The following is a 26,379-nucleotide window of genomic DNA, read 5'->3' as shown; positions in this document are numbered from 1 at the left end:
GCCGGGCGCGCCCGGCCGGGGCCCGGAGCACCGCGTCCGGGCGCCGCCCCGCGGCCGCCGCTGTGGCCCGTGCGGCGGTCGCCCGCCCGAGGTAGGACCCGGTGTGCAATGGTCTGGGACAATGGTGCAGCACCCGGCACGCCGGCACGCCGGGGCGCCCGGCCCCACGACCACCCGGTTCCAACAGGATCTTCCCGACTTAGGACCCATGACCGCCCTGACCCGATCCCACCAGATCCAGGCCTTCCTCGACCGGCACCGCGCCGACCTGGAGCGGGCCCCGGCGTCCGCGATCGCCGCGGCCGCCGTCCGCGGCGACTCGCCGATCGGCCGCGGTGCCCTGGCCGCGCGCGTCCGGGCCGGGGCGACCGACCCCGCCGAGCTTCTCGGGGCGGCCGGCCCCCTCGACACCGGCGCGCTGTGCGAGCTCGCCCGCGCCCTCGCCGTCCGGCCCGCCGCCGCCGGCGACCGCGAACTGGCGCTGGCCCTCTACGACCGCGCGGGCGAGGACGCCGACCTCCCCGCGTCACACCGGGCGCTCCACCTGAGCCTGGCCGTCTGGGACGGCGAGCCCGGCCGCGTCGCGCGGCTGCGCGCGGACGCCGACCGCCTCCCCGACCGCCTCGCGGCCGCCGTCGACGCCGAACTCGCCCACCCCGCGCACGGCGGCGGCGAGAGCGCCTTCCTCGACGCGTTCGCCCGCTACGCCGACTGGACCGGCGTCGCGCTCGACCACCGCGACCCCGCCCTGCCGATGCTCGACCGGCTCCGCTCCGCCGTCCCCGCCGGCGGGGTGGACGGCCCGCTCGTCTCGATCATCATGACCTGCCACCGGCCCGGCCCCGAACTGCTCACCGCCGTCCGCTCGGTGACCGAGCAGACGTGGCGCGACTGGGAGCTGCTGCTGGTCGACGACGCCTCCGGGCCCGACTTCGAGAAGGTCCTCACCGCCGCCGCCGACCTCGACCCGCGCGTGGAGGTGATCGCCCTGCCCGCCAACGGCGGCACCTACCGGGCCCGCAACCTCGCCCTGGCTAAGGCCGCGGGGGTCTTCACGACCGGCCTCGACTCCGATGACTGGGCCCACCCGCGCTGGCTGGAGGCCCAGGCCGCGCCGCTGCTCGCCGCCGACGAGACCGTCATGACCATGAGCCGCGGCATCCGCGCCGACGCCGACCTGCGCCTGTTCGGCGCCCCCGGCCGGAGCCTCACCGAGGCCCGCTCGACCTCGATCATGTTCCGCACCGACCCGGTCCGCTCCCGCCTCGGCGGCTACGACACCGCCCGCAAGGGCGGCGACTCGGAGTTCCGCCTGCGGCTCCAGAAGGTCTTCGGCTCCCGGCGCTGGGTCCGCATGGAGGCCTGCCACACGATCGTGCGCCGCCGCGCCGGCTCGCTCTCCCTCGGCGAGGTCGGCGACGGCTGGATGCATCCGTCCCGCGCCGCCTACGAAGCGGGCTTCCACCACTGGCACAAGGCGATCCAGCAGAAGCGGGCCAAGCCGCTCCTGGACCCCGGCGCCCGCGTCCGGCCGTTCCCGGCCCCCGCCTCGATCCTCGGCGAGGCGGCCCGGCCCCGGCGGGTCGACCGGGTCCACGTCGCGGACTGGCGCTACGACACGCCCGTGCAGCGCGCGGCGCTGGCCGAGCTCGCCCGCGACGCCGCCTCCGACGCCGCCGTGGCGGTCGCCCACTACCAGAGCTGGGAATCCATAGAGGACAAGTACCTGCCGGTGGCGCGGGCGCCGCTCGCGAAGGCCGCCGAGCTCGGGATCGAATGGGTCGACCTCGCCGAGGTCGAGGCCGGGGGCGCCGTGGCCGCCGACGAGGCGGTCGCCGCCGCGGTCGCCGTCGACTTCGCGGACGCCGCGATCGGCCCGATCCGCGTCCTGCCGCCCCCCGCCGCCGAACCGGAGGCGCCCCGACCGCGCCGGGGCGCGGCCGAGCGGCTCCGGCCCCTCGCCGGGAAGGCGGTGCGGCTCCCCAAGCGCGCCGCCCGGAAGGTCCTGCGCGGCAAGCGCGCGGCTCTGCGGCGCCTCGCCGGGCGGGCGCGCCGCTTCGCGAAGCGGGTCCTCGGCCGCCCCGAGGCGCACGCGCTCACCGAGGCGCAGGACCGGTCGCTGCGGCTGTGGCGCACCCGCCTCCACGAAGGATGGTCGACCGAGGCGATCGCGCACCTCGGCGGCCTCGCCGCCGACGAGGCGACCGCGCCCGAGCACCGCCTCGCCGCCGCCGCGGTCCTCGCCGACTGGTACGAGCTCGACGACAAGGTCGAACGCCGCGAGCTCGAGCTCGACGTCGTGGTCGTCTCCAACTTCATGCTGCCCGGCGGCAGCTCCTCCTCGAGCGCCGAGGAGGTCCGGGCCTTCCGCCGGGCCGGGCTGCGCGTCGGCCTGGTGCACCACCCGGTCTACGACTGGCCCCTCGACCGGCCCCTCAACGACAAGATCCGCGAGCTCCTCGACGACGAGGGTGTCGTGCTCATCACCGCCCACGACCGGGTCGAGTGCGACCTGGCGATCGTGCGCTTCCCGCGGATCATGATGCGCCCCATGGACGACCTGCCCGCGCTGCGCGCCCGCCGCACCATCCTCGTGGTCAACCAGCCCCCGTACGAGTACTACGGCCCGGGGGCGGGGCGCCGGCTCACCTGGGACGTCCGCACCGTCCACCGGAACCTCGCCGACTGGCTCGGCGACCACACCTGGTACCCGCAGGGGCCGGTGGTGCGCCGGGTCCTGGAGACCGAGCACGCCGCCGAGACCGAGGGCATCGACGTCAGCGACGACCACTGGTACGGGATCCTCGACGTCGACGAATGGCGGCGCGAGGGCCGCCGCCCCGGCTCGGGCCCGATCCGGATCGGCCGCCACGCGCGCGACCACGTCCGCAAATGGCCCGAGACCCCCGAGGACACCCTCGCCTGCTACCCGCCCTCCGAGGACTTCGAGATCCACGTGCTCGGCGGCGCGAAGGCCGTCAAGGGCATGCTGCGCCGCCTGCCCGAGAACTGGACGGTCCTGCCGTTCGGCGCCATGCGGCCCAGGGAGTTCCTGCACGCCGTGGACGTGGTGGTGTTCTTCATCGCCGAGTCCGGCGACGAGGCCTTCGGCCGCACCCCGCTGGAGGCCATGGCCGTCGGCCTGCCGTGCCTGCTGCCGCGCAGCTTCGAGCCGCTGTTCGGCGACGGCGCGGTCTACTGCGAGCCCGCCGAGGTCGAGGCCCGCGTCCGCGAGTTCATGGACGACCCCGACCACTACGCCGCGCAGGCGGCCCGCGCCCTCGAGAAGGCCGAGCGCGACTTCTCCCACCGGGCGCTGCTGCGGCGGGCCGCCGGCCTCGGCGTCGCGGTCCCGACGGCGGTGGAGCGGTGAGCGCGGGGAAGGGCGGGTTCGCCCTCGGCCAGGTCACGACCAGCCGCCGCAGGCTCCTGCGCAAGCTGACGGCGCGGCTCGAGCACGGGTTCTCCACCGAGGCCGTCCCGGAGCTGCGCCGCCTCCTCGGCGACGGCGCCGAGACCCCCGCGACCCGCCTCGCGGCGAGCGCCGCGCTGCTGGAGTGGCAGGAGCGGCGCCGCCGCGCCAAGGCCGACCCCGTCCGCCTCGACTGCGACATCGTCATCGTCTCCCACTTCGCGCTGCCCGGCGGCAACACGACCGCCGGCGCCGAGGAGATCCGCGCCTACCGGGAGGCGGGGCTCCGCGTGGGCCTGGTGCACCACCCGGTGTTCCACTGGGACGTCTCGCGCGAGGTCAACCCCAAGATCGCCTCGCTCGTCGACGGCGAGCGGGTCCGCTGGATCGGCCCGTGGGACCGGGTCGCGTGCGACCTGATGATCGTGCGGCTGCCGACGGTGGTGCTGCGCCGCCGCGACGACATGCCCGAGATCGAGGCCGCCCGGACGGTCCTGGTCGTCAACCAGACCCCGTTCAAGTTCTACGGAGCGGACGGCGGCGTCGAGGAGGCCTGGGATGTGCACCGGGTGCGGGCGAGCATGGCCGAGTGGGTCGGCGACCACACCTGGCACCCGGTGGGGCCCATGGTCCGCGAGGCGCTGCTGGAGCACCACGCGGCCGAGCTCGACGGCGTCGAGCTGTCCGGCGAGGACTGGTACGAGTGCCTCGACCCGGCACTGTGGCGGCGCGAGGACCGCCCGGCCGCGGACGGTCCGATCCGGATCGGTCGCCACGCCCGCGACCATCCGCTCAAATGGCCCGAGTCGCCCGAGCGCCTGCTCGAGTGCTACCCCTCCCACGGGGACTTCGCGGTGCGGGTGCTCGGCGGGGCGGACACGGTCGCGGAACGCCTCGGAGGCCTCCCGGCGAACTGGTCGGTGCTCCCCTTCGACGCCGTGGACGCGCGGGAGTTCCTGCACGGCCTCGACGTCTACGTGTACTTCATCGCCGAGGAGGGCCGCGAGGCCTTCGGTATCGCGCCGCTGGAGGCCATGGCCGCCGGGGTGCCCGTGGTGATGGACCGCCGGTTCGAGCCGCTGTTCGGCCCGGCCGCGGTCTACTGCGGTCCCGGGGAGGTCGCCGACGCGGTACGCGCCCTCGCGCACGACCCGGAGACCTATGCGGCCCAGCGGGACCGGGCCTTCGCAGTAGTCGAGGAGCGGTTCTCGCACGCGGCGCTCCTGCGGCGGGTCGCCGCGCTGGGCGCCGCGCCCCGGTGACCCTGGCGGTGGTGCCGGTCGGACGTCGCCGACCGCCGCCTTGACATGAACGGACGAAGGATTCGGTGGGCTCGTGTGCGGTGCGCGTCGGTCGGATCCGCTCGCCGATGCGTCGAACGGCGGCGGGGCGGCGAGCCGAGCGGCCCGCCGCCCCGCCGGGGTCGCCGCTCCGACCGGAGCGGCGGACGTGCTCTAGACGAGGCCCTTCTTCTCCAGGGCCGAGCAGACGGTGCCGACGATGAGGCCGGTCACGACGTAGGGGTCCATGTTCGCGTTCGGGCGGCGGTCCTCGAGGTAGCCCTTCTTGTCCTTCTCGACCTGCCACGGGATGCGGATCGAGGCGCCGCGGTCGGAGACGCCGTAGGAGAACTGGGTGTAGTGGGCGGTCTCGTGGGCGCCGGTGAGGCGGTCGGCGATGCCGTCGCCGTAGTTCCTGACGTGCTCGTCGGCCTTCTCGCCGAGGGCCTCGCACGCGGCGATGATCGGCTCGTAGTCCTCGCGCATGGCCTTGGTGGAGAAGTTGGTGTGGCAGCCGGCGCCGTTCCAGTCGCCCTTGGCGGGCTTGGGTTCGATCGTCGCGGAGACGTCGAACTCCTCGGCGGTGCGGTACAGCAGCCAGCGGGCCAGCCACAGCGAGTCGGCGACGTCGAGCGCGGAGGCCGGGCCGACCTGGAACTCCCACTGGCCGGGCATGACCTCGGCGTTGATGCCCGAGATCGGCAGGCCCGCGGCGAGGCAGTTGTCGAGGTGCTTCTCGACGATCTCGCGGCCGAAGATCTCGTCGGCGCCGACGCCGCAGTAGTAGCCGCCCTGCGGGGCCGGGAAGCCGTTCTCGGGGAAGCCCAGCGGGCGGGCGCCCACCATGAAGGTGTACTCCTGCTCGATGCCGAACCAGGCCTCCTGGTCCGCGTACCGTTCGGCCAGCTCGGCGGTCTTGGCGCGCGTGTTGGAGGGGTGGGGGGTGAAGTCGGTGTCGAGGACCTCGCACAGGACCAGGACGGCGCCGCCGCCGCGGATGGGGTCGGGCACGACCTTGACGGGGCGCAGCACGCAGTCGGAGGAGTGGCCTTCGGCCTGGTTGGTGCTCGAGCCGTCGAAGCCCCAGATCGGCGGCTCTTGGCCGGCCTCGAGGATCTTGGTCTTGGAACGCAGTTTGGCCGTCGGCTCGGTGCCGTCGATCCAGATGTACTCGGCTTTGATGGCCATCAGGTAGGAGCCCTTCTTGCGGTGACGCGGTCCAGCCGGGGCTCGACCTCGAGCCGTGGAGCTGTGCTGCCACGCTCCCAAGGGGCAATTTCTCGCTCGTTGATGCCGTGTAAACAGTCTGTTAAGCGGCGCGTCGCGTGAACGATCCGCTCTCGTGAGTCCTCCTCGCCCCGTTTCCGGCCGGAAGATCCGTGAGTTCTGTTCGCCCTATTTGCAGGGAGAAAATATGGTTCACCCCGTATCCCCTCTCGGGGCGGTCTCGTTCTTCTAGATGCGAGCGGCTGCGCCGCTTGCGATCAGGTTCAGGACGACGGGGGAGACGATGGGACGCATCGCCGGGGGCAGCGGGGACACTCGCCGCGCCAGCGTGCTCCGGTTCCTCCTCGGCGCCGCGCTCACGGCGTTCGGCTCCCTCCTTTTGGGGGCCTTCGCCATGGCGGCGTCCGCTTGGGCTTCAGAGGAGTCCACCGAATCGCAGGGCCTTGCTGCGGTGACCGACCCCCTGTCCGCCGAGGTATCCGACATGTCGCGCCTGGCCGCGCGACTGGTCCCGCAAGACCAGCGGGAACATCGGCTGCCGGCGGTGCAGGGGGAGGTCACCGGGCTGGTGTCAGGCCTGACCGACCCGGTGGAGTCGCTGATCCACGAAGCGGACGGCACCGTGCGCACCGCACTGCGCGACGGCGTCGATCCTGGCTTGCTCGACTTGGACGACGAGTCTGTCGGAGACGGCAGCGCCGAAGTAGTGACACCCCTGGTGGGAACCCTGGTGAAGGGGACGACGTCCATAACGGACGGATCCGCCCCGGTGGTGTCCGGTGTCTACGAGACTGTCGCGCCCTCGACCGATGCGGTCGACGCACTGGCGCGACTGGTGACCGATGGCCTGCACCTCGGCGACGTGACGACGCCCGGGAGCGTCAGCGCCGCAGCCACAGGACAGCCGAGCTTCACCGCGCTTTCGGCGATGCCCGCCTCCAACGAGGCGGCGGCGGCACTCCCAGGAGTGCAGCACGGCCGGCCGGCCGCCGCCGCCGAGTGCTCCGCCGCCGCACACGGCGAGCGGGGGACCGACCGGTCCGAAGTCGAGGAGGTGCACGGCACGCCGGGCACCGACGCCAGGCCGTGGGCCTTCGACGCCCCCGGCCTCCAGGACCTGAAGATCATCCCCGGTGGAGCCACTGGCTCGACCGCCGGTATCAGCGTCGACAGCGGTCATAACGCTGTCTGCGTCTCCCCGTCCGCCACAGGGGAAGAGGTGTCACTCTCCCGCACGGTGATCGGGGAATTGGGGCGGCCGTTGGACCGCGCCGCCGAGCTGTCCGTCGCCCCAGACTAGCGTCTCCGCGCATCGGTGCGCGGGGAGCTCGAAGGCGGCCTTCGAAACTCCTGTCCTCGCAGTGCTTGGGATCGCCGATCCCGGCCTGCGGCGCGCCGATGCGCGGAAGTCAGACGCACGCCGCCCCGATCGGGGCGGAAGACCAGATCGCCGTCGCCCGGACCACCGGGCGCGCAACCAAGAAGGAAACGAACCCACATGCGCAAGGTCCTCACTGTCGCCGCAGTCGCCGCCGGTACCGCCGCTCTCGCCGCCTCGCCGGCGATGGCGCAGAACTCGGGTGTCTCCGCCGGTGACACGAGCCTCGTCAACCTGGACGCCTCGAGCCTGGCCCACTGGCAGATCTGCGGCCAGAACGTCATCGCCAACTCCTTCGGCCAGGTCTGCGACAACCGCGACCACATCGGCGAGGGCCCGCAGTCCGGCGTCTGGGCCGGCGACACCTCGCTGATCAACGGCGACGTCTCGTCCGCGCTGCACTGGCAGATCTGCGGCCAGAACATCGCCGTGTCGCCCTCGCTCGACCAGCAGTGCCTCAACTACGACCACATGTCGGACGACGCCCAGTAGGCGTCCGGCAAGCCCCGTCGGGGCGGGCGCGATCCCGCCCCGACGGTTCCGATCATCCACTCGAAACGGGGGAACCCATGCGCAAGACCACCTATGTCCTCGCCGCCGCGGCCGGCATCGCCGCCGTCAGCGCCGCCGCCTCCCCGGCGATGGCGCAGAACTCCGGCGTCTGGGCCGGTGACACGAGCCTCGTCAACCTCGACGCCTCGTCGGCGCTGCACTGGCAGATCTGCGGCCAGAACGTGCTCGCCAACTCGTTCGGCCAGGTCTGCGACAACCGCGACCACATCGGCCACGGGCCGCAGTCGGGCGTCACCGCGGGCGACACCTCGCTCATCAACGCCGACGCCTCGGACCTGGCGCACTGGCAGATCTGCGGCCAGAACATCGGCGTCTCGCCGTCGCTGGACCAGGACTGCATGAACTACGACCACATGCCCAACTCGGCGCAGTAGGCCGAACCGGGGCGGGCGATCGGCGCCCGCCCCACCGAACGCGAAAGGAAACCCGCTTCATGCGCAAGATCACGACCGCCGCGGCCGTGGCCGCCGCCGGCATCGCCGCCCTCGGCGCCGCCTCGCCCGCGATGGCCCAGAACTCGGGCGTCACCGCCGGGGACACGAGCCTCGTCAACCTGGACGCCTCGAGCCTGGCCCACTGGCAGATCTGCGGCCAGAACGTGCTGGCCCAGTCCTTCGGCCAGGACTGCGACAACCGCGACCACATCGGCGAGGGCCCGCAGTCCGGCGTCTGGGCCGGCGACACGAGCCTCATCAACGCCGACGCCTCGAGCGCGGCGCACTGGCAGATCTGCGGCCAGAACATCCTCGTCTCGCCGTCGCTGGACCAGGACTGCATCAACACCGACCACATCGAGGACGACGGTTACGACCACGACCACGGTCACGACCACGACAAGGGCGACGACCAGGGCGACCACTAGGCCGCCCGATGGTGCTCGGTTCGATGGAGGGAAGGTAGAGGAGCATGCGAAACACCACCATGGTCGCGGTGTCGGCCGCAGCCGCCGCCGCCGCGGCGGCACTCTCGGGCGACGCCGCCACGGCGTCGACGCCGGACTGGCTGACACTCGTCTCCGTGGAGTCGGACCACGATTCGCTCCTGCCCGTGCTCTGCGACAACGGGCAGGCGGGTGCGTTCGCGCAGATCGCGTGCGACAGCATGTTCGCCACCGACACCGAGGCCATGGCCGAGTCCTACGGCTGGGAGATGCCGGAGGTCCCCGAGGGCCCCAGCGTCCCCGCCGTCGCGACCGTCGATCTGCGCAACTTCGCCAAGTGGCAGATCTGCGGCAACAACGTGGCGGCCTCCAGCGAGGCCGCCACCTGCGACAACTCGTCCCAGGTGCCGCACGGCCCGGTGGAGTCCTCCAGTGGGGTCTCCCTGGTCAACGCGGACACGACCGGAGCGTTCCGGTGAGCGGTCGGGCCGCCGACTGACCGACCTGCGGCGATCCCGTCGCCTTCATACCGAAACGGCCGGAGTCCACTCGGACTCCGGCCGTTCCCCTGTGCCCGGGGCGGCTCAGCCGCCCGTCGACCACGGGACGCCGGCGGTCAGGTCGACCGCCTCGCCCAGGACGCGCACCTTCGTGTCCACACTCGACACCAGTACCGCCGACTCCACCGCGCCCCCGCTCCAGGCCAGCCGCTCCACGGTGACCCCGCCGCGCGCCCGCAGTCCCCGGACCTCGCCGTCGGGCCAGGCGCCGGGCAGCGCCGGCAGCAGCTCGACCACCGGGACGCCGTCCTCGGTGCGGTGCGACTGCACGAGCATCTCGGCGATCGCGGCGGTGGTCCCGAAGTTCCCGTCGATCTGGAACGGCGGGTGCGCGCACAGGAGCGAGGCGTAGACGCCGCCGTCGGCGTACTCGGCGCCGTCGGAGCGGAACCCGACCGGGGTGAGGAACTCCCCGAGCAGCGCGTGGGCCCGGTCGCCGTCGCCCAGCCGCGCCCACAGCGCGGTCTTCCAGGCCAGTGACCAGCCGGTGCCCGCGTCGCCGCGGGCCTCGAGGCTCTTTCTGGCGGCGTCGAGCAGCTCGGGGGCGTCGGCGAACGAGCCGCCGGGGTAGACCCCGTACAGGTGCGAGACGTGCCGGTGGTGCGGCTCGGCCTCCTCGCGCTCGGCGGCCCACTCCAGGAGCCGCCCGTCGGCGCCGATCTTCGGCCCCGCCAGGCGCGGCACGGCCTCCTTGACGCGCTCGACGAGCTGGAGGTCATCGCCGTGGAGGGTCTCGGCGACCACGTCGGCGGCCTCGAGGACGAACGCGAACAGCTCGCGCACCAGCGTGGCGTCCATGCCGGTGGACTCGTCGACCGCCGCGTCGCCCTCGGGCGTGGTGAACTCGTTCTCGGGGCTGGTGGCCGGGTTGGTCACGAGCGTCCCGTCACGGCCCTCGGAGAGCCGGTCGAGCGCGAACCGGGCCGCCCCCAACGCGATCGGGAGCCGCTCGGCGAGGAACTCCTCGTCGCGGCCGAACCGCCAGTGCTCGGCGAGGTGCATCGAGAGCCACAGGCCGCCCATCGGCCAGGCCTGCCAGCAGGCCCTGCCGTCGACCGGGGTGGTCAGCCGCCAGTAGTCGGTGTTGTGGTGGCAGCACCAGCCGCCCGCGCCGTAGAGCCGCCGGGCGGTCTCGACGCCGGTGCGCGAGAGGTCCTCGACGAGGTCGAACAGGGGCTCGTGGAACTCGGGGAGGCCGCAGGTCTCGGCGGGCCAGTAGTTCATCTCGACGTTGATGTTGGTGGTGTAGTCGCAGTTCCACGGCGGGGTGACCCGGTCGTTCCAGATCCCCTGGAGGTTCGCGGCCTGCGTGCCGGGGCGCGAGGACGCGGCCAGGAGGTAGCGGCCGTACTGGAACGCGAGCACCGCGAGGGCCTCGTCCGGCTCGCCCGAGGCCCTGCGGCGCAGGCGCTCGTCGGTGGTCCGCCCGTCCGCGGCGGCCCGCAGGTCGAGCCCGACGCGGTCCATGACCGCGCGGTGGGCCCGGACGTGGTCCTCGCGCAGCGCCGCCCAGCCGTTCGCGGCGGCGCGGCGGGCCTCGCCGCGGGCGGCCTCCAGCGCGGCGGACCCGTCGAGGTCCGAGCGCAGGGCCAGGTAGACCTCGACGCTCCGGCAGCCGGTGAAGCGGTGGCCCCTGCTGTGCGGGACGGCGTCGCCGTCGCAGCGCAGCTGCGCGCTGAGGCCGAGGCGCCGCACGCCCTCGGTGGAGCCGTAGTCGGGGACGCCGCCGGCGACGCTCACCGGCGCGTGCCCGGTGAAGGCGAGCTCGTCGTAGTCGGCCGCAGCCGAACCGCCCTCGTGCGGCCACTCGAACCGCAGGTCGAGGTCGAAGGGCTCGTCGGCGCTCCAGCGCAGGGCGATCACCTCGTACGCGGCGGAGGCGAAGGCCTCCTGGCGGACGCGGCCGCGCACGGCGGCGGCGACGCCGTCGCGCAGGTCCAGTTCGCGCCGCTCGGCCTCGCCGTCGTCCGCGTGGGAGGCGACGAGGGCCCCGGCGGGCTGGTAGGCCTGGGGGCTCGGGCCCTGGAGCCGCGCGAGGAGCCGGTCGGCGGCGACGTACTCGCCGCGGCGCACCAGCTCGGCGGCCTCGGCGGCGACGCCCTCGACGCCTTCGGGGACCTGCCAGGTGCCGTCGCCCGACCAGAAGCCGTCCTCGTTGAGTTCGATCCGGGTGCCCACCAGCATGGCGCCGACGCGGCCGTTGCCCAGGGGCAGGCCTTCGTGCCAGGCGTCGGGGGCGGTGTCGTAGGTGAGTTTCAGCGCTCGCGACATGCGATCAGCATTCCATCCGGCCGGGGGCCGCTCGCGACGGGCGGTCCCCCGTCCGCAACACGAATGTTCCGCAACCTCATGTTCCGCTCGCGCGTGATGAAGGTGCCCAACCCGAATCCGGCACATTCGCTCCCATGGCAGAACTACTACGGAGAGCAACCACAGTGGAACTCAAGCGAAAGCTCGCGGCCCGCGGCGCCCTCGGTCTGGCGGCCGCCGCCGCGGGGCTGATCGGCTCCCTGGTCCTGGCATCGCCCGCCCAGGCCGAGGACACCACGATCCACCTCAAGGAGCAGCACCGCGGCCAGACCGCGGACTCGAACCAGTTCCCGCAGATCTGCGGCGAGGACGAGCACATCCCGGCCGACAAGCCGGCCGACTACGACGGCTGGGTCTTCAACTACCCGGGCTCGTCCCAGTACGACACCGAGATCCTCGTCCTCACGGCGGAGTTCCTCGACCAGGACGGGGGGACGCACGTCCTCACCACCGACACCGACGGTTTCACCATCAACGACACCGGCACCCTCAAGGCCTACATCGGGGCCCCGGCCGGCTGGACGCTGGTCGACGCGCAGGCGCAGCTGGCGGGTGCCGACCACACCTGGAAGCCGACCTTCGTCGTCACGCACACCTGCCCCGGCTCCCCCGGCGAGGAGAACCCGACCAGCCCGGGCGAGGAGTCCACGAGCCCCGGCGAGGAGAGCCCGACCGGCCCCGGCGAGGAGGCCACGACGCCCGGTGAGGGCGGCACGGTCCCCGGCGAGGCGTCGACCTCCCCGGCCGCCGGCCTGCCGACCACCGGCACCCCGCTGACCATCGCGATCGTCTCGGCCGCGGCCCTCGCCGCCGCCGGCGCCGCGCTGTTCATGGTCCAGCGCCGCCGCCGCGAGGCCCGGGACTGGTAGGCCCCCGTCGCCGCGACGCCCCCGGGGCCCGGTCCCGGGGGCGTCGCGGTCGCCTCGCCGGTCCGCCGCCGACGCGGCGCCGACCGGGCCCCGGTATCCGTTATCCAACTGTTATGCAACCGCCGGTGTCGCCCCCGCGTTTAGCAGTTGTCGCAAGGCAGGCAACCCGGTGCGAAAGCACCGAGAGTGTGACACGGACTACCGCCCGCTGCTTGACGGTGCGGTCCTTGTCGGGCCCCCGGAATCCTGCCACCGGGGGCCCGACCCTAGTCGACGCCCCGGAGCCGTCCCCCCCTTGGCTCCGGGGCGTCGCTCCTTCCCCTCGGGGCCGCTGTTCCCTCGGTCATAGGACGCGCCCGGACCTCACATCCACCGGGGCCGAGCGCTTTGCGTTCCGCAGCGAACCCGGTACATTACCCGCAGGTTCAGCGCCTACCCATCTACCCTGGTCCCCGAGGTGCCCGCTGCCCGGCATCGCACCGCACGCACAGGAGTGCCCGCCACATGGCCACTGACGCCACCGACGACACCGCGAACCCGGACGACGCCGCGCGACCCGGCGCCGCCCAGCAGCAGGACGCGCCCCCGCCCGGTCGCCTCGACCGGTACTTCGGGATGACCGAGAACCGGACCAACTGGAAGCGCGAGGTCCTCGCCGGGACCACGACGTTCCTGGCGATGGCCTACATCCTCGCGGTCAACCCCGGCATCCTCAGCTTCGGCCTCGCCGAGGCCGGCGTCGACGCCCCGAACCCGGGCGCGGTCTTCACCGCGACCGCGCTCGCCTCGGCGCTCGGCTGCCTCGTCATGGGCCTGTGGGCCCGCTACCCGATCGCCACCGCGCCCGGCATGGGGCTCAACGCGTTCTTCGCGTTCACCGTGGTCCTCACCCTCGGCATCCCGTGGCAGACCGCCCTCACGGGCACCCTCGTCTCCGGCGTGCTGTTCTTCGTCCTCGCCGTCACCGGCGCGCGCGAGTCGATCATCAACGCCATCCCGGCCCAGCTGAAGCTCGCGGTCGGCGCGGGCATCGGCCTGTTCATCGCGTTCATCGGCCTGAAGGGCGGCGGCATCGTCGTCGGCTCCGAGTCCACGCTGGTGACCATCGGCGACTTCACCGACGGCACGGTCCTGCTCACCGTCTTCGGCCTCATCGCCACCGCGGTGTTCATGGTCCTGGGCTGGAAGGGCGGCGTCTTCTACGGGATGCTCGCCACGCTCGTCCTCGGCGTCCTCACCGGCGTCATCGACTTCGAGCTGGCCGAGGGCTTCACCCCGAACCTCGACTCGTTCGGCGCGGCCTTCACCGGCTTCGAGGACGCCTTCACCGTCCACATGATCGCGGTCATCCTGACCATGCTGTTCGTGGACTTCTTCGACACGGCCGGGACGCTGTTCGCCGTCGCCGGCCAGGCCGGGCTCGTCAAGGACGGCAAGCTCCCGCGCGCCGGGCGCGCCCTCGCCACCGACTCGATCGCGACCTCGGCGGGCGCGGTGCTGGGCACCTCGACCACCACGGCCTACATCGAGTCGACCGCGGGCGTCTCGGTCGGCGGCCGCACCGGCTTGACCGCGGTCACCACGGGCTTCTGGTTCATCGTGTCGCTGGTGGCGTTCCCGGTGTTCGGCCTGGTCGCCAACAACCCGGCGGTCACCGCGCCCGCGCTCATCGTCGTGGGCGTGCTCATGGCGAAGGCCCTCGGCGGGATCGCGTGGGAGAGGCTCGAGTACGCCATCCCCGCGTTCCTCATCGTGGCCGCCATGCCGCTGACCTACTCGATCTCGAACGGCATCGCCCTGGGCCTGGTGTTCTACCCGATCGTGATGACCGCGAGCCGCCGCTGGCGCGAGGTGCACCCGATCGCCTGGGTCCTCATGGCCGCCTCGATCGGCTACTTCCTGTTCTTGACGGAGTAGCACAGCCTGATCGAGTAGCGCAGGCGCGCAAGCGAAAGGGCCCGGGAGCGATCCCGGGCCCTCGCGCGTGTCCGCTTACGCCGCGCGGCGCAGCGCGTCGGCCAGCTTCAGGCGCGAACCGGTGTAGAGGACGCTGCGCTTGTACAGCTGCGCGCCCAGCGCGAGCGCCCCGGCCGCGGCGACCACGAGCAGCCCGATCGAGAGGGCGATCTCCCAGGCCGGGACCGTGGTGATCGCCATCCTGGTGGGCATCGTGATGGCCGAGAACGGCGGCACGATCGACAGGACCTGCGCGACGGTGCTGGTGGGCGCGTTCAGCATGAAGATCGCGCCGAGGTAGCTCAAGGTCAGCGACATGATGAGCGGGGTCAGGACCGAACCGGACTCCTCCTGGCGCGACACGAGCGAGCCGACGCCGCCGGCGAGGGTCCCGAACAGCACCAGGGCGATGAGGTACCAGCCGATCGTGGAGAGCGCCGCGGAGGCGGTGCCCTCCGGCAGGTCGCCGAGCACGCCGGTGGCGGCCGAGACGCCGAGGCCGACCGCGACCATGGCGACGAGGTTGACCAGGGAGATGACGCCGAGGCCGATGACCTTGCCGCCGAGGAGCTGCCACGGCTTGAGGCTGGTCAAGAGGATCTCGACGATGCGGCTGGACTTCTCCTCGACCACGCCCATGGCGATGTACTGGACCGGGGTCATGAGCATCATGAACATGATGATGGAGATGACCAGGCCGGTGAAGTAGCTGGTGACGGAGTCGTTCGCGCTGTCCTCCAGGGTCACGACCTCCAGCGGCTCCGCGGCGAGCGCCTCGCCGATCTGGGCGTCGGTGAGCCCGGCGTCGGAGAGGTTCGTCTGGATGGTGGCGGCCTGCCAGGCGGCCTCGAGCTGGGTCTGGATCGTGGTGCCGACGCCGTCGCGGCTGATCAGGGCCCCGTCGGCGACGGCGGAGTCGACCTCCTCGTCCTCGACGGCCTGCTCGGCCTCGTCAGCCGAGTCGTACAGGGTGACCTCGAAGCCGCCCATGGCGTCGAGCTGGGCCTGCATCGCGGCCGCGTCGGCCCCGGCGAGGCCGACCTTGTCGTCCGGGTCGTCGCCGCCCAGGATCATGGGCAGCGCCGCGAGCACGCCGACGATGACGACGGTGATGAGGAGGCTGATGATGTTGGACTTGGACAGGCCCCTGACCCGGATCTCGCGTCCGGCCACGAGCATGAGGCCCCGCATGCGGGAGGTCTCGGAGGACTGGTTGCTCATCGGGTCACTGCCTCTCGGAAGATCTCGGCGATGGTGGGCTGGTCGTAGGCGAAGTGGCTGACGCGGCCGGCGGCGGCGGCGATGCGCAGCACCTCCTGGTCGTCGGCGCCCTCCACGAGGTAGTCGCCGCCGTCGCGGACGACGCTGCCGGGCAGGCGGCCGGTGAGGTCCTCGCCGGAGTCGACGCGGACGCGCAGCTGCTTGACCTCCTTGGCCTTCAGCTCCTCGACGGTCCCGGCGGCGATGATCGAGCCCTTGCCGATGATGGCGACCGAGTCGCACAGCCGCTCGATGAGGTCGAGCTGGTGGCTGGAGAAGATGACCGGCGCGCCCGCGGCGGCGCGGTCCCTGAGGGCGGTGCCCATGACGTCGACCGCGATCGGGTCGAGGCCCGAGAAGGGCTCGTCGAGGATGAGCACCTCGGGGTCGTGCACGAGCGAGACCGCGAGCTGGACGCGCTGCTGGTTGCCCAGCGAGAGGTCCTGCACGAAGTCCCCGGCCCGGTGGGTCAGGTCGAGCTGCTCGAGCAGCTCGGCGGCGGACCGGCGCGCCTCGGCCTTGCTCATGCCGTGCAGCTCGCCGAAGTAGGCGACCTGCTCACCGGTCTTCATCTTGGGGTAGAGGCCGCGTTCGGACGGCATGTAGCCGAAGCGGCGGCGCTGTTCGACGCCCAGCGGGGCTCCGTTGTAGACGATCTGTCCGGAGTCGGCGGCGAGGACGCCCATCGCGATGCGCATGGTGGTGGTCTTCCCGGCGCCGTTGGCGCCGACGAAGCCGACCACCTCGCCGGGGGCGGCCGAGAGCGACACGCCGTCGAGGGCCACGGTGTCGCCGAACCGCTTCTGCAGGTCCTTGATTTCGAGCATGTGTTCACCCTAGGTGCGGCGCCGGGCCCGATCCTCCGTCTTGCGGGTGATTCCGGTCCGCCGCGGCCTCGTCCGCGAGTACCAATCACGTGGTCTCCAGGGAGGAGCGGCGGAACGCCTTCAGCGTGAAGAGGCCGACCAGGAGCGCCGTGAGCGCCAGGAGCAGCAGGCCGACCGTGTAGTGGCCGGTGGCCTGGTAGACGGCGCCCATGACCAGCGGCGGGAAGTAGCCGCCGAGGCCGCCCGCGGCGCCGACGATCCCGGTGACCCCGCCGACCCGGGCGGGCTCGACCAGCTCGGCCACCAGGGCGAACACGCCGCCGGTGCCCAGGCCCAGGAACAGGGCCATGAGGACGAACGCGGTGCCCGCCGGGATCTCCAGCGGCGGTTCGAACCCGATGAGGACCGCCATGACCGCCGCGCCGAAGAACGAGGTCAGGCAGATCTTCAGCGGCCCCACCCGGTCGGAGAGGATGCCGCCGGCCGGGCGGGCGACGACCGCGGCGAGGCTGAACCCGGCCGTGCGCAGGCCCGCGTCGGTCTGGGCCAGGCCGTACGCGGTGACGAGCATCGTCGGCAGGTAGGTCGAGAACGCCACGAAGCCGCCGAAGGCCACGGCGTACAGCAGCGACATCTGCCAGGTGACCTTCAGACCCGCGACCGACTTCAGCCGCGGCAGGGCCGGCGCGGTGTTCGCCGTCCAGCCGGGCGCGTCCCGGACGAAGGCCCAGCAGACCAGGCCCATGGCCGCCAGGGCCGCGCACATCACCAGGTGGGCTGGGAGCAGCCCGACGCCGTCGACCAGGCGCGGGGTCAGGAACGCCGAGAGCGCGGTGCCGCCCATGCCCGCGCCGAAGACGCCGGTGGCGAAGCCGCGCCTGGCGGGCGGGTACCAGGCGTTGACGAACGGGATGCCGACCGCGAAGGAGGTCCCGGCCAGGCCGAGCAGGAATCCCGAGACCAGCAGGGCCGCGTAGGAGCCGCCCGAGAGCCCCACCAGGAGCACCGGCACGATCGCGACGAAGCACGAGGCCGTGAGCATGGCCCGGCCGCCGAACCGGTCGGTGAGGATGCCCGCCGGGATGCGCCCGACCGCGCCCACCAGCACCGGGAACGCGACGAGGATCGACGTCTGGGTCGGGTTCAGGTCCAGCCGCTCGGAGTAGGTCTGCGACAGCGGGCCGATGAGGTTCCACGCCCAGAAGGTGATCGCGAACGCGGCCGTGGCGAGGGCCAGGTTGGCCCCGGCCCCGAGCCGGGGGGAGGACTGGTCGGCGGTGCTCATGCGCGGGCCCCTTCGCGGCGGACGTCCGCGGCCCCGGGCGGGCCGCGCCGGCCCGGGTGCGGGCCCCTGGACAGTATGCCGATTAGTCCTCTTTGCCGGGTCCGAAGCTCTAATCTGGGCAGCGGACGAGGGTTCCCGCGCCGCTCAGGGCGGCGGCGGGCCTCCCGCCGAGCCCGGGGCCTCCGGGCGGGGACCGGCCACGCGAAGGGAACGGGCGCCATGACGGACACGGACCGGGCCGCCCCGGGTGCGGCCGACCTGCTGCTGCGCACCGGCGTGTTCCTCACCCGCACCGAGGCGACCGGCGACATGCGGGCCGTCTTCAAGGAGGGCGGGCGCGAGGGGGACGTGTTCTACCGCGACCGCTGGAGCCACGACAAGGTCGTGCGCTCCACGCACGGCGTCAACTGCACCGGGTCGTGCTCGTGGAACGTCTACGTCAAGGACGGCATCATCACCTGGGAGACCCAGGCGACCGACTACCCGTCCGTGGGCCCCGACCGGCCCGAGTACGAGCCGCGCGGCTGCCCCCGCGGCGCGGCCTTCTCCTGGTACACCTACTCGCCCACGCGCGTGCGCTACCCGTACGGGCGCGGCGTGCTCGTCGGGATGTACCGCGAGGCGAAGGAGCGCCTGGGCGACCCGGTCGCCGCCTGGGCCGAGATCACCACCGACCCCGAGAAGCGCCGCCGCTACCAGTCGGCGCGCGGCAAGGGCGGGCTCGTGCGCATCACCTGGGACGAGGCGGTCGAGATCGCCGCCGCCGCGCACGTCCACGCCATCGGCGCCTACGGGCCCGACCGGATCGCCGGGTTCAGCCCGATCCCGGCCATGTCCCAGGTCTCGCACGGTGTGGGCGCCCGGTTCGTGAACCTGCTCGGCGGCTCGATGCTGTCGTTCTACGACTGGTACGCGGACCTGCCGGTCGCCAGCCCGCAGGTCTTCGGCGACCAGACCGACGTCCCCGAGTCAGGCGACTGGTGGGACGCCGCCTACCTGGTGCTGTGGGGCTCGAACGTCCCCGTGACGCGCACGCCCGACGCGCACTGGATGGCCGAGGCCCGCTACCGGGGCCAGAAGGTCGTGACCGTCGCCCCCGACTACAACGACGCCGCCAAGTTCGCCGACGAGTGGCTCGCCCCGCACCCCGGCACCGACGGGGCCCTCGCCATGGCGATGGGCCACGTGATCCTCGGCGAGCACTTCGTGGAGCACCGCACCGAGGCCTTCGACGCGTACGTGCGCAAGCACACCGACCTGCCGTTCCTGGTCGAGCTGGAGGCGCGCGACGGGCGGTTCACGCCCGGCAAGTTCCTGCGCCGCGACGCCCTCCCCGGCGACGAGCCGTACGCCGAGTGGAAGCCGGTGCTCCTCGACGAGCGCACCGGCGAGGCCGTCGCCCCGCACGGGACCCTCGGGCACCGCTGGGACGAGGACAACCCGGGCCGCTGGAACCTCGACCTGCAAGGGGTGGTCCCGCGGCTGAGCCTCTACGAGGAGGGCTGCGACGCGGTCGCGATCGACCTGCCGCGCTTCGACAGTGCCGGTCTCAACGACAGTGCCGATCTCCACGGCAGTGCCGGTCCCGACGGCGGCGCCGGCTCCGGCGACGGTGCCGGCGGCTCGGTCCTGCGCGGCGTGCCCGTCCGCACCGTCGCGGGCCGGACCGTCACCACCGTCTTCGACCTGCTGCTGGCCCAGTACGGGGTCGCCCGCCCGGGCCTGCCCGGCGAATGGCCCGCGGGCTACGACGACGCCGCCCAGCCGTGCACGCCCGCCTGGGCCGAGGCCATCACCTCCGTCAAGGCCGAGCGGATCGCGCGCATCGCCCGCGAGTTCGCCGCCACCGCGCGCGACTCCGGCGGCCGGGCCATGATCGTGCTCGGCGCGGGCACCAACCAGTGGTTCCACGGCGACACCATGTACCGCGCGTTCCTGACGCTGCTGCTGCTCACCGGCTGCCAGGGCGTCAACGGCGGCGGCTGGGCCCACTACGTCGGCCAGGAGAAGTGCCGCACCCTGACCGGCTGGTCCGCGTTCGCCTCGGCGATCGACTGGACCCGGCCCGCCCGCTTCATGGCCGCCACCCCCTACTGGTACCTGCACACCGACCAGTGGCGCTACGACACCTACAAGTCCGACGCGCTCACCTCGGCCACCGGGCCCGGGCGCCTCGCCGGGGCGCACACCGCCGACCTCGTCGCGGCCTCGGCCCGCATGGGCTGGATGCCGTCCTACCCCACGTTCGACCGCAACCCGCTCCTCTTGGCGCAGGAGGCGAAGGAGGCCGGGAAGGAACCCGGGCGGTACATCGCGGACGAACTCGCCTCGGGCGGGCTGCGCTTCGCCGCCGAGGACCCCGACGCGCCCGAGAACTGGCCCCGCGTGCTCACCGTCTGGCGCGCCAACCTCTTCGGCTCCTCCGCCAAGGGCGACGAGTACTTCCTCAAGCACCTCCTGGGCACCCAGCACTCGGTGCAGGGCGAGGAGGCCGGGCCGGCCGACCGGCCCGACGACGTCGTGTGGCACGGCCGGGCCCCCCAGGGCAAGCTCGACCTGCTCCTCTCGCTCGACTTCCGGATGACCAGCACGACGCTCCTGTCCGACATCGTGCTCCCGGCCGCCACCTGGTACGAGAAGCACGACCTGTCCACGACGGACATGCACCCGTTCGTGCACGCCTTCTCGCCCGCGATCGACCCGCCCTGGCAGGCCCGCACCGACTTCGAGGCCTTCCACCTCCTCGCGCGGCGGTTCTCCGAGCTCGCCGAGGACCACCTCGGCGTCGCCACCGACCTCGTCGCCGCCCCGCACCAGCACGACACCCCCGGCGAGCTGGCCCAGCCCGGCGGCACCGCCCCCGACTGGAAGGCCGAAGGGACGCGCCCGGTCCCGGGCAGGACCATGCCCGCGATCCTCAGTGTGGAACGCGACTACCCCGCCGTGGCCGCGAAGATGGCGGCCCTCGGCCCGCTCGCCGAGACCAAGGGCCTGCCCGTCAAGGGCGTCTCGTTCACGCCCGACGTCGAGATCGGCTGGCTCGCGCAGCGCAACGGCACCGCGGCCGCCGGGCCCGCCGCCGGCCGGCCCCTCATCGACACCGACGTCAAGGCCTGCGAGGCGATCCTCGCGCTCTCGGGCACCAGCAACGGACGCCTCGCCTCCCAGGGCTTCGCGCGCCTGGCCGAGCGCGTCGGCACCGACTTCTCCGAGCTGATCCACGGCACCGCCGAGCGGCGCGTCGTCTTCTCCGACACCCAGCACGCGCCCACGCCCGTGGGGGCCAGTCCCGAGTGGTCCGGCAAGGAGGCGCACGACCGGCGCTACTCGCCCTTCACGATCAACACCGAGCACGACAAGCCCTGGCACACCCTGACCGGGCGGATGCACTTCTACGTGGACCACGACTGGATGCACGAGTTCGGGGAGGCCCTGCCCGTCTACCGGCCGCCGCTGAACATGCACGCCCTCTTCGGGGAGCCCGAGATCGGGCCCACCGGCGAGCGGGCCGTCGCCGTCAGGTACCTGACGCCGCACTCGAAGTGGTCCATCCACTCCGAGTACCAGGACAACCTGCTCATGCTCACGCTCTCGCGCGGCGGCCCCAACATCTGGATGAGCCCGCAGGACGCCGCGGCCATCGGCGCCGAGGACAACGACTGGGTCGAGGCCGTCAACCGCAACGGCGTGGTCGCCGCCAGACTCGTGGTCTCCCACCGGATGCCGCAGGGCACGGTGTTCATGTACCACGCGCAGGAGCGGGTGGTCGACGTCCCCAAGACCGAGACCACCGGCAAGCGCGGCGGCATCCACAACTCGCTCACCCGCCTGCTCGTCAAGCCCACCCACCTCATCGGCGGGTACGCGCAGTTCTCCTACGCCTTCAACTACATCGGGCCCACGGGCAACCAGCGCGACGAGGTCACCGTCGTGCGCAAGCGGACCACGGAGGCGGTGTACTGATGGCGAAGCGCATCGGCAGGGTCATGGCCCAGGTGGCGATGGTCATGAACCTCGACAAGTGCATCGGCTGCCACACCTGCTCGGTCACCTGCAAGCAGGCGTGGACGAACCGCTCGGGCATGGAGTACGTGTGGTTCAACAACGTCGAGACCCGCCCCGGCCAGGGCTACCCGAGGCGGTACGAGGACCAGGAGCGCTGGGAGGGCGGCTGGCGGCGCACCGCCGCCGGGCGGCTCAAGCCGCGCGCGGGCGGGCGCCTCAAGAAGCTCGCCACGATCTTCGCCAACCCCAAGATGCCGTCCATACAGGACTACTACGAGCCGTGGACGTACGACTACGAGCACCTCGTCTCGGCGCCGCTCGGCGACGACATCCCCGGGGCGCGGCCGCGCTCGCTCCTCACCGGCGAGCCCGTGAAGATCGAGTGGAGCGCCAACTGGGACGACGACCTCGCCGGGGGCGAGCAGCTCGGGTCCCAGGACCCGATCGTCCAGCGGATCGGCGACAAGGTCAGGTTCGAGTACGAGCAGGCGTTCATGTTCTACCTGCCGCGCATCTGCGAGCACTGCCTCAACCCCTCGTGCGTCGCCTCCTGCCCCAGCGGCGCGATGTACAAGCGCGCCGAGGACGGCATCGTCCTGGTCGACCAGGACAAGTGCCGCGGCTGGCGCATGTGCGTCACCGGCTGCCCCTACAAGAAGGTCTACTTCAACCACAAGACCGGCAAGGCCGAGAAGTGCACGCTCTGCTACCCGCGCGTCGAGGTCGGGATGCCCACCGTGTGCTCCGAGACCTGCGTGGGCAGGCTCCGCTACCTCGGCGTGGTCCTCTACGACGTCGAACGCGTCGGGAAGGCCGCGGCCGTCAAGGACGAGCAGGACCTCTACGAGGCGCAGCTCGACGTGTTCCTCGACCCCGACGACCGGGAGGTCCAGGCCGCGGCGGCCCGCGACGGCATCCCCGACCGCTGGATCGAATCGGCGAAGCGCAGCCCGGTCCACCTGCTGGCCAAGAAGTTCCGCGTGGCGCTGCCGCTGCATCCGGAGTACCGGACCATGCCGATGGTCTGGTACATCCCGCCGCTCTCGCCGGTGGTCGACGCGCTGAGCGAGACCGGCCACGACGGCGAGGACGCCGGGAACCTGTTCGCCGCCATCGACACGCTGCGCATCCCCGTCGAGTACCTCGCCGAGCTGTTCACCGCGGGCGACCCGGAGCCGGTGACGGCGGTCCTGGCGAAGCTCGCCGCGATGCGCGCCCACATGCGGCGCGTCAACCTCGGCGAGGAGCGGGACGAGTCGATCGCCGCGTCGGTCGGCATGACCGGGGAGGACGTCGAGCGGATGTACCGGCTGCTGGCGCTCGCGAAGTACGACGAGCGGTACGTCATCCCGACCGCGTACGGGGTGGACGAGGCCGACCGGGGCGTCATCGACGAGATCGGGTGCTCGCTCGACTTCGAGGGCGGGCCGGGCATGGGCGGCATGGGCGGCCAGGTGCCGTTCGGCGAGGCCTCGGGGCGGCCGCGGCCCGCCAGCGTCGAGACGTTCCACGCCCTGCGCGACCGCCAGACCAGCGACGCGAACTCGGGCCCGCCGCGCCGGCTCAACCTCCTCAACTGGGACGGCAAGGGCAGGCCGCCGGGGCTGTTCCCTGAAAGGGACCAGGAGGACAGCCCTGCAAGGGACCAGAAGAGCAGCCCTGCAAGGGACCAGAAGACCAGTCCTGAAAGGGACCAGGAGGATAGCCCCGAAAGGGACCGGCGGCACGGTCCCGAAGCGGACGGCAAGGGCGGTCCGGGACGGGACGGGGAGAACGGCCCCGGCCGCCACCGCCGGACCGGGGACGAGGAGGGGACATGACCGGCACCGAGACGGCGGTGGTCCGCCAGGCCGCCGCGATGCTGCTGTGCTACCCGGACCGGCAGGCCCGCGATCGCGTCCCGCTGGTGCGCGACGCGATCGCCGAACTCCCGGCGGGCCCGGCCCGCGCGGCGCTCACCGCGTTCTGCGACTACGCGGAGGCCGCGACCGAACTCGACCAGGGCGACCACTACGTCCGCACCTTCGACCTCAAGCGCCGCAGGGCACTGCACCTGACCTACTACACCGACGGCGACACCAGGAGGCGCGGCCACGCGCTCGCCCGCGTAAAGGAGATCTATGGGTCCTGCGGATGGCGGCTCGACGCCGCCGAACTGCCCGACCACCTCGCCGTGGTCCTCGAATTCGCCGCACGAGGCGACCGGGAGCGGGGAGAGCGGCTTCTGGAGTCCTTCCAGCCGGGGATCGAACTGCTCCGCGCCGCGCTCCACGACTGCTCCAGCCCTTACGCCCATGTGCTCGACGCCGTGGCCGCAACCCTCCCGGCCCCCGACGAAGCCCGCCGCGAGGCCTCCCGCCTGGCCGCCGCCGGACCTCCCGCCGAGGACGTAGGACTCGACCCGTACGGCACCGGCCGGGTCGAGCTCGGGATGCCGGTCACGACGGGGGGCCGGCGATGAGTCCCACGGCCCTCGACTACCTGCTGTGGGGCGCGCTGCCGTACGTGGTGATCGCCGTCCTCGTGGGAGGCACGATCTGGCGCTACCGCTACGACCGGTTCGGCTGGACGACCCGGTCGTCGCAGCTCTACGAGTCGCGGCTGCTGCGCATCGCGAGCCCGGTGTTCCACTTCGGACTGCTGGTGGTGATCATCGGCCACGTGGTGGGCCTGCTGATCCCGGAGGGCTGGACCGACGCGGTGGGCATCACGAACGACATGTACCACGTGACCGCACTGTCGTTGGGCGCCATAGCGGGCGTGACCACGCTGGGCGGCATCACCCTCCTGATCTGGCGCCGCAGGACGACGGGTCCGGTCTTCAGCGCGACCACGGTGAACGACAAGGTCATGTACGCGGTTCTGGTGGCCGCGATCCTCGCGGGCCTGGCGACCACGCTGCTCTCGGCGGTCGCGGGCCTCACGGGCGGCCACGAGGCCGACTACAGGGAGACCGTGTCGCCGTGGTTCAGGAGCGTCTTCGTCCTCCAGCCCGACGTGGCCGCGATGAGCGCGGCCTCGGGCGCGTTCAAACTGCACACCCTGGTGGGTCTGGCGCTGTTCGCGCTGTTCCCGTTCACGAGGCTGGTCCACGCCTTCAGCGCCCCGGTCTGGTACCTGTTCCGGCCATATGTGGTCTACCGGAGCCGCGACCGCGAACCGACCCCGGTGAGCCGCCCGATCCGCCGCGGCTGGAGCTGAGACCGGGCGCCGTCCGATCAGGATTCGCGCCGTGGCGGCGGCACCCTCGATTGGCTTCGCGGCGAAGCCCGATGCGGCGCGACGCGCGGGTTTCAAGGCGCTTCGTATTGGTGTGGGGCTTGTGGAAGGGCTCGTTTTCCCGACGAAACTGTCCGGCCCGGGGTTCGGGAGGGCAGCGATGGCGAGGTGGGCGGTGGAGCAGGGCGTGCCGCCGCGGCCGGGCCTGGATCGGCTCAGGGTTCGAGCGATCAGCGATGGACCGGTGAGGAGCGGATGCGGGAGTGCGGCTGAGGCCGGGCCGGTTGGATCGGTCGATAGATCCGGTGGGCCGGTGGATTCGGGTGGTGGCGGCGGTGGGCCGTGGTGCCGGGCGGCGTGCAGTGGCCGGTTGCTTTCGCCTGGCCGGTGCTCCCGGGTGCCGGTCGATGCGCAGTGGCCGGTCGGTGAGGGGCGGCGTCGGTCGTGGTCGTGTTCATAGACACGGTCGTGGTCGTCATGGCCGGTTCGCCTCCTTACTCCTGTCAGTTACTCCTGCCGGTCTGTCGCTTCCCGGTCCTCGACTCCTCGGCTTCGGGCCGATGCCGAGGCGGCGACCCGGGCCGCAGGACCCGACCTGACCTGACCCGGCCTCATGGCCTGGTGGTCCTGCCGATCTGGCTTTCCCCTCCTGATGTTCGCTCCCGGTCCTGAACCCCTCGGTTTCGGGCCGGTGCCGGGGCGGTGCGCCCGGTTCGGTGCCGGTCCTGTCGGCCGAGAGTTCCCGGCCGGTGGCAGCCTCCCGCGCGCGCTGGGCGGCACGCCCCCTCAGGCGGTGTGCTACCGGTGATGCACGCTGGGCGATGACCCCCGGCGGTGTCGCCAGGCATCGCATGCCGCTCATGGCGTTCATTCCGCTCGCGCACTCCCCGACTCGCATGGTCGCCTACCGGTCATGCCGACAGGTCGCCCCCATACGCAACTCGGGTGGCAGCGGGCGTACTCGGATGATGCGTGTGCCTCGTTCGGGACACTGCCTCCCGGCCGGGGTGATCCCAACCGGGCGATCTCCCACCCAATCACACCCCGGCGAAGGGGCGGACAGCTGCGGAACCCGATAGCACGAGGGGATGAGATCATTCGTCAACCCCGAACGTGCCGGGGCGGGGGCCTCGGAACCAGTCAGGAGGCCGAGTCGGCCAGAGGCTTGGCGTAGTCTGCGTTGCACCTACTCGACACCTGTGCTGATTCCCTGTCCCTGTGCGTACCTCAATGATCCCCCAACCCCGACCCGACCGCATCGGACAAAGGCATCGCATCCCCTAACTTAAGTATCGAAACCCCTGTGCCGTAACGGCATCCGCCACCCCACCCCGCGCC

18 protein-coding genes are annotated in these 26,379 nt (G+C 72.5%); 13 read left to right on the top strand and 5 right to left on the bottom strand.

Annotation, left to right across the window (positions count from 1 at the left end; all coding sequences use genetic code 11):
* Nucleotides 1–208: 208 nt before the first annotated feature.
* Together LO763_RS12015 and LO763_RS29810 are read left to right on the top strand one after the other, a co-directional pair.
* Nucleotides 209–3,373: a glycosyltransferase family 2 protein gene (locus LO763_RS12015; RefSeq protein WP_230602351.1), complete on the top strand. Its 3,165-nt coding sequence runs from the start codon at nucleotides 209–211 to the stop codon at nucleotides 3,371–3,373.
* Nucleotides 3,370–4,674: a glycosyltransferase gene (locus tag LO763_RS29810; RefSeq protein WP_230602349.1), complete on the top strand. Its 1,305-nt coding sequence runs from the start codon at nucleotides 3,370–3,372 to the stop codon at nucleotides 4,672–4,674. The genes LO763_RS12015 and LO763_RS29810 overlap by 4 nt, the downstream gene beginning before the upstream one ends.
* 192 nt (nucleotides 4,675–4,866) lie before the next feature.
* Here LO763_RS29810 and glnII read toward each other — a convergent pair whose 3' ends face one another.
* Nucleotides 4,867–5,880, bottom strand: coding sequence for a glutamine synthetase (glnII, locus tag LO763_RS12005; protein ID WP_230602347.1), 1,014 nt, complete (start codon nucleotides 5,878–5,880; stop codon nucleotides 4,867–4,869).
* Between the two features lie 322 nt (nucleotides 5,881–6,202).
* Here glnII and LO763_RS12000 point away from each other — a divergent pair, with 322 nt between their 5' ends.
* The 5 genes from LO763_RS12000 (at nucleotide 6,203) to LO763_RS11980 (ending at nucleotide 9,229) form a co-directional block, all read left to right on the top strand.
* Nucleotides 6,203–7,219: a hypothetical protein gene (locus LO763_RS12000; protein ID WP_230602345.1), complete on the top strand. Its 1,017-nt coding sequence runs from the start codon at nucleotides 6,203–6,205 to the stop codon at nucleotides 7,217–7,219.
* 198 nt (nucleotides 7,220–7,417) lie between these two features.
* Nucleotides 7,418–7,789 (top strand): hypothetical protein, encoded by a 372-nt coding sequence (locus tag LO763_RS11995; RefSeq protein ID WP_230602343.1) that lies wholly within the window; start codon nucleotides 7,418–7,420, stop codon nucleotides 7,787–7,789.
* Nucleotides 7,790–7,866: 77 nt separating this feature from the next.
* Nucleotides 7,867–8,244: a hypothetical protein gene (locus tag LO763_RS11990; protein WP_230602341.1), complete on the top strand. Its 378-nt coding sequence runs from the start codon at nucleotides 7,867–7,869 to the stop codon at nucleotides 8,242–8,244.
* Between the two features lie 59 nt (nucleotides 8,245–8,303).
* Complete coding sequence (locus tag LO763_RS11985; protein ID WP_230602339.1) at nucleotides 8,304–8,732, top strand: hypothetical protein; 429 nt, start codon at nucleotides 8,304–8,306, stop codon at nucleotides 8,730–8,732.
* A gap of 44 nt (nucleotides 8,733–8,776) precedes the next feature.
* Nucleotides 8,777–9,229, top strand: coding sequence for a hypothetical protein (locus LO763_RS11980; protein ID WP_230602337.1), 453 nt, complete (start codon nucleotides 8,777–8,779; stop codon nucleotides 9,227–9,229).
* A gap of 105 nt (nucleotides 9,230–9,334) precedes the next feature.
* Here LO763_RS11980 and LO763_RS11975 read toward each other — a convergent pair whose 3' ends face one another.
* On the bottom strand, nucleotides 9,335–11,581 hold the full coding sequence (locus LO763_RS11975; protein WP_230602335.1) for a glycosyl hydrolase family 95 catalytic domain-containing protein: 2,247 nt from the start codon (nucleotides 11,579–11,581) through the stop codon (nucleotides 9,335–9,337).
* Nucleotides 11,582–11,745: 164 nt separating this feature from the next.
* On the opposite strand from LO763_RS11975, the gene LO763_RS11970 reads away from it, so the two are divergent.
* Both LO763_RS11970 and LO763_RS11965 read left to right on the top strand, forming a co-directional pair.
* Nucleotides 11,746–12,489, top strand: coding sequence for a hypothetical protein (locus tag LO763_RS11970; RefSeq protein ID WP_230602333.1), 744 nt, complete (start codon nucleotides 11,746–11,748; stop codon nucleotides 12,487–12,489).
* A 615-nt stretch (nucleotides 12,490–13,104) separates the two neighbouring features.
* Complete coding sequence (locus LO763_RS11965) at nucleotides 13,105–14,406, top strand: NCS2 family permease (RefSeq protein WP_369431975.1); 1,302 nt, start codon at nucleotides 13,105–13,107, stop codon at nucleotides 14,404–14,406.
* A 75-nt stretch (nucleotides 14,407–14,481) separates the two neighbouring features.
* Here the strand turns inward: LO763_RS11965 and LO763_RS11960 are convergent, their stop codons facing one another.
* The 3 genes from LO763_RS11960 to LO763_RS11950 all read right to left on the bottom strand — a co-directional run bounded on the left by LO763_RS11960 (nucleotide 14,482) and on the right by LO763_RS11950 (nucleotide 17,817).
* A complete protein-coding gene (locus tag LO763_RS11960) occupies nucleotides 14,482–15,666 on the bottom strand; it encodes an ABC transporter permease (protein WP_230602329.1) in 1,185 nt (394 codons plus the stop codon).
* Nucleotides 15,663–16,532, bottom strand: a complete 870-nt coding sequence (locus LO763_RS11955; RefSeq protein ID WP_230602327.1) for an ABC transporter ATP-binding protein — start codon at nucleotides 16,530–16,532, stop codon at nucleotides 15,663–15,665. Before LO763_RS11955 ends, LO763_RS11960 begins: the two co-directional genes overlap by 4 nt.
* An 85-nt stretch (nucleotides 16,533–16,617) precedes the next feature.
* The gene (locus tag LO763_RS11950) at nucleotides 16,618–17,817 is read right to left on the bottom strand and encodes a nitrate/nitrite transporter (protein WP_230602326.1); all 1,200 of its coding nucleotides are present in this window, start codon (nucleotides 17,815–17,817) and stop codon (nucleotides 16,618–16,620) included.
* A gap of 219 nt (nucleotides 17,818–18,036) precedes the next feature.
* Here LO763_RS11950 and LO763_RS11945 point away from each other — a divergent pair, with 219 nt between their 5' ends.
* Genes LO763_RS11945 through narI form a run of 4 tightly spaced genes read left to right on the top strand, consistent with a single transcriptional unit; the run spans nucleotide 18,037 to nucleotide 25,023 of the window.
* Nucleotides 18,037–21,780 carry a nitrate reductase subunit alpha gene (locus LO763_RS11945; protein ID WP_230602324.1) on the top strand — a complete coding sequence of 1,248 codons (3,744 nt, stop codon included), beginning with the start codon at nucleotides 18,037–18,039 and terminating at the stop codon, nucleotides 21,778–21,780.
* Nucleotides 21,780–23,642 carry a nitrate reductase subunit beta gene (gene narH / locus LO763_RS11940; RefSeq protein WP_230602322.1) on the top strand — a complete coding sequence of 621 codons (1,863 nt, stop codon included), beginning with the start codon at nucleotides 21,780–21,782 and terminating at the stop codon, nucleotides 23,640–23,642. The genes LO763_RS11945 and narH overlap by 1 nt, the downstream gene beginning before the upstream one ends.
* Nucleotides 23,639–24,283: a nitrate reductase molybdenum cofactor assembly chaperone gene (narJ, locus tag LO763_RS11935; RefSeq protein ID WP_230602320.1), complete on the top strand. Its 645-nt coding sequence runs from the start codon at nucleotides 23,639–23,641 to the stop codon at nucleotides 24,281–24,283. Before narH ends, narJ begins: the two co-directional genes overlap by 4 nt.
* Nucleotides 24,280–25,023: a respiratory nitrate reductase subunit gamma gene (gene narI / locus LO763_RS11930; RefSeq protein ID WP_230602318.1), complete on the top strand. Its 744-nt coding sequence runs from the start codon at nucleotides 24,280–24,282 to the stop codon at nucleotides 25,021–25,023. Before narJ ends, narI begins: the two co-directional genes overlap by 4 nt.
* The last annotated feature ends 1,356 nt before the right edge of the window (nucleotides 25,024–26,379 follow it).

It is taken from the genome of Glycomyces amatae (assembly GCF_020991375.1).
Taxonomy (GTDB): domain Bacteria; phylum Actinomycetota; class Actinomycetes; order Mycobacteriales; family Micromonosporaceae; genus Glycomyces; species Glycomyces amatae.
This window is presented reverse-complemented; position numbering and strand designations above follow the sequence as displayed.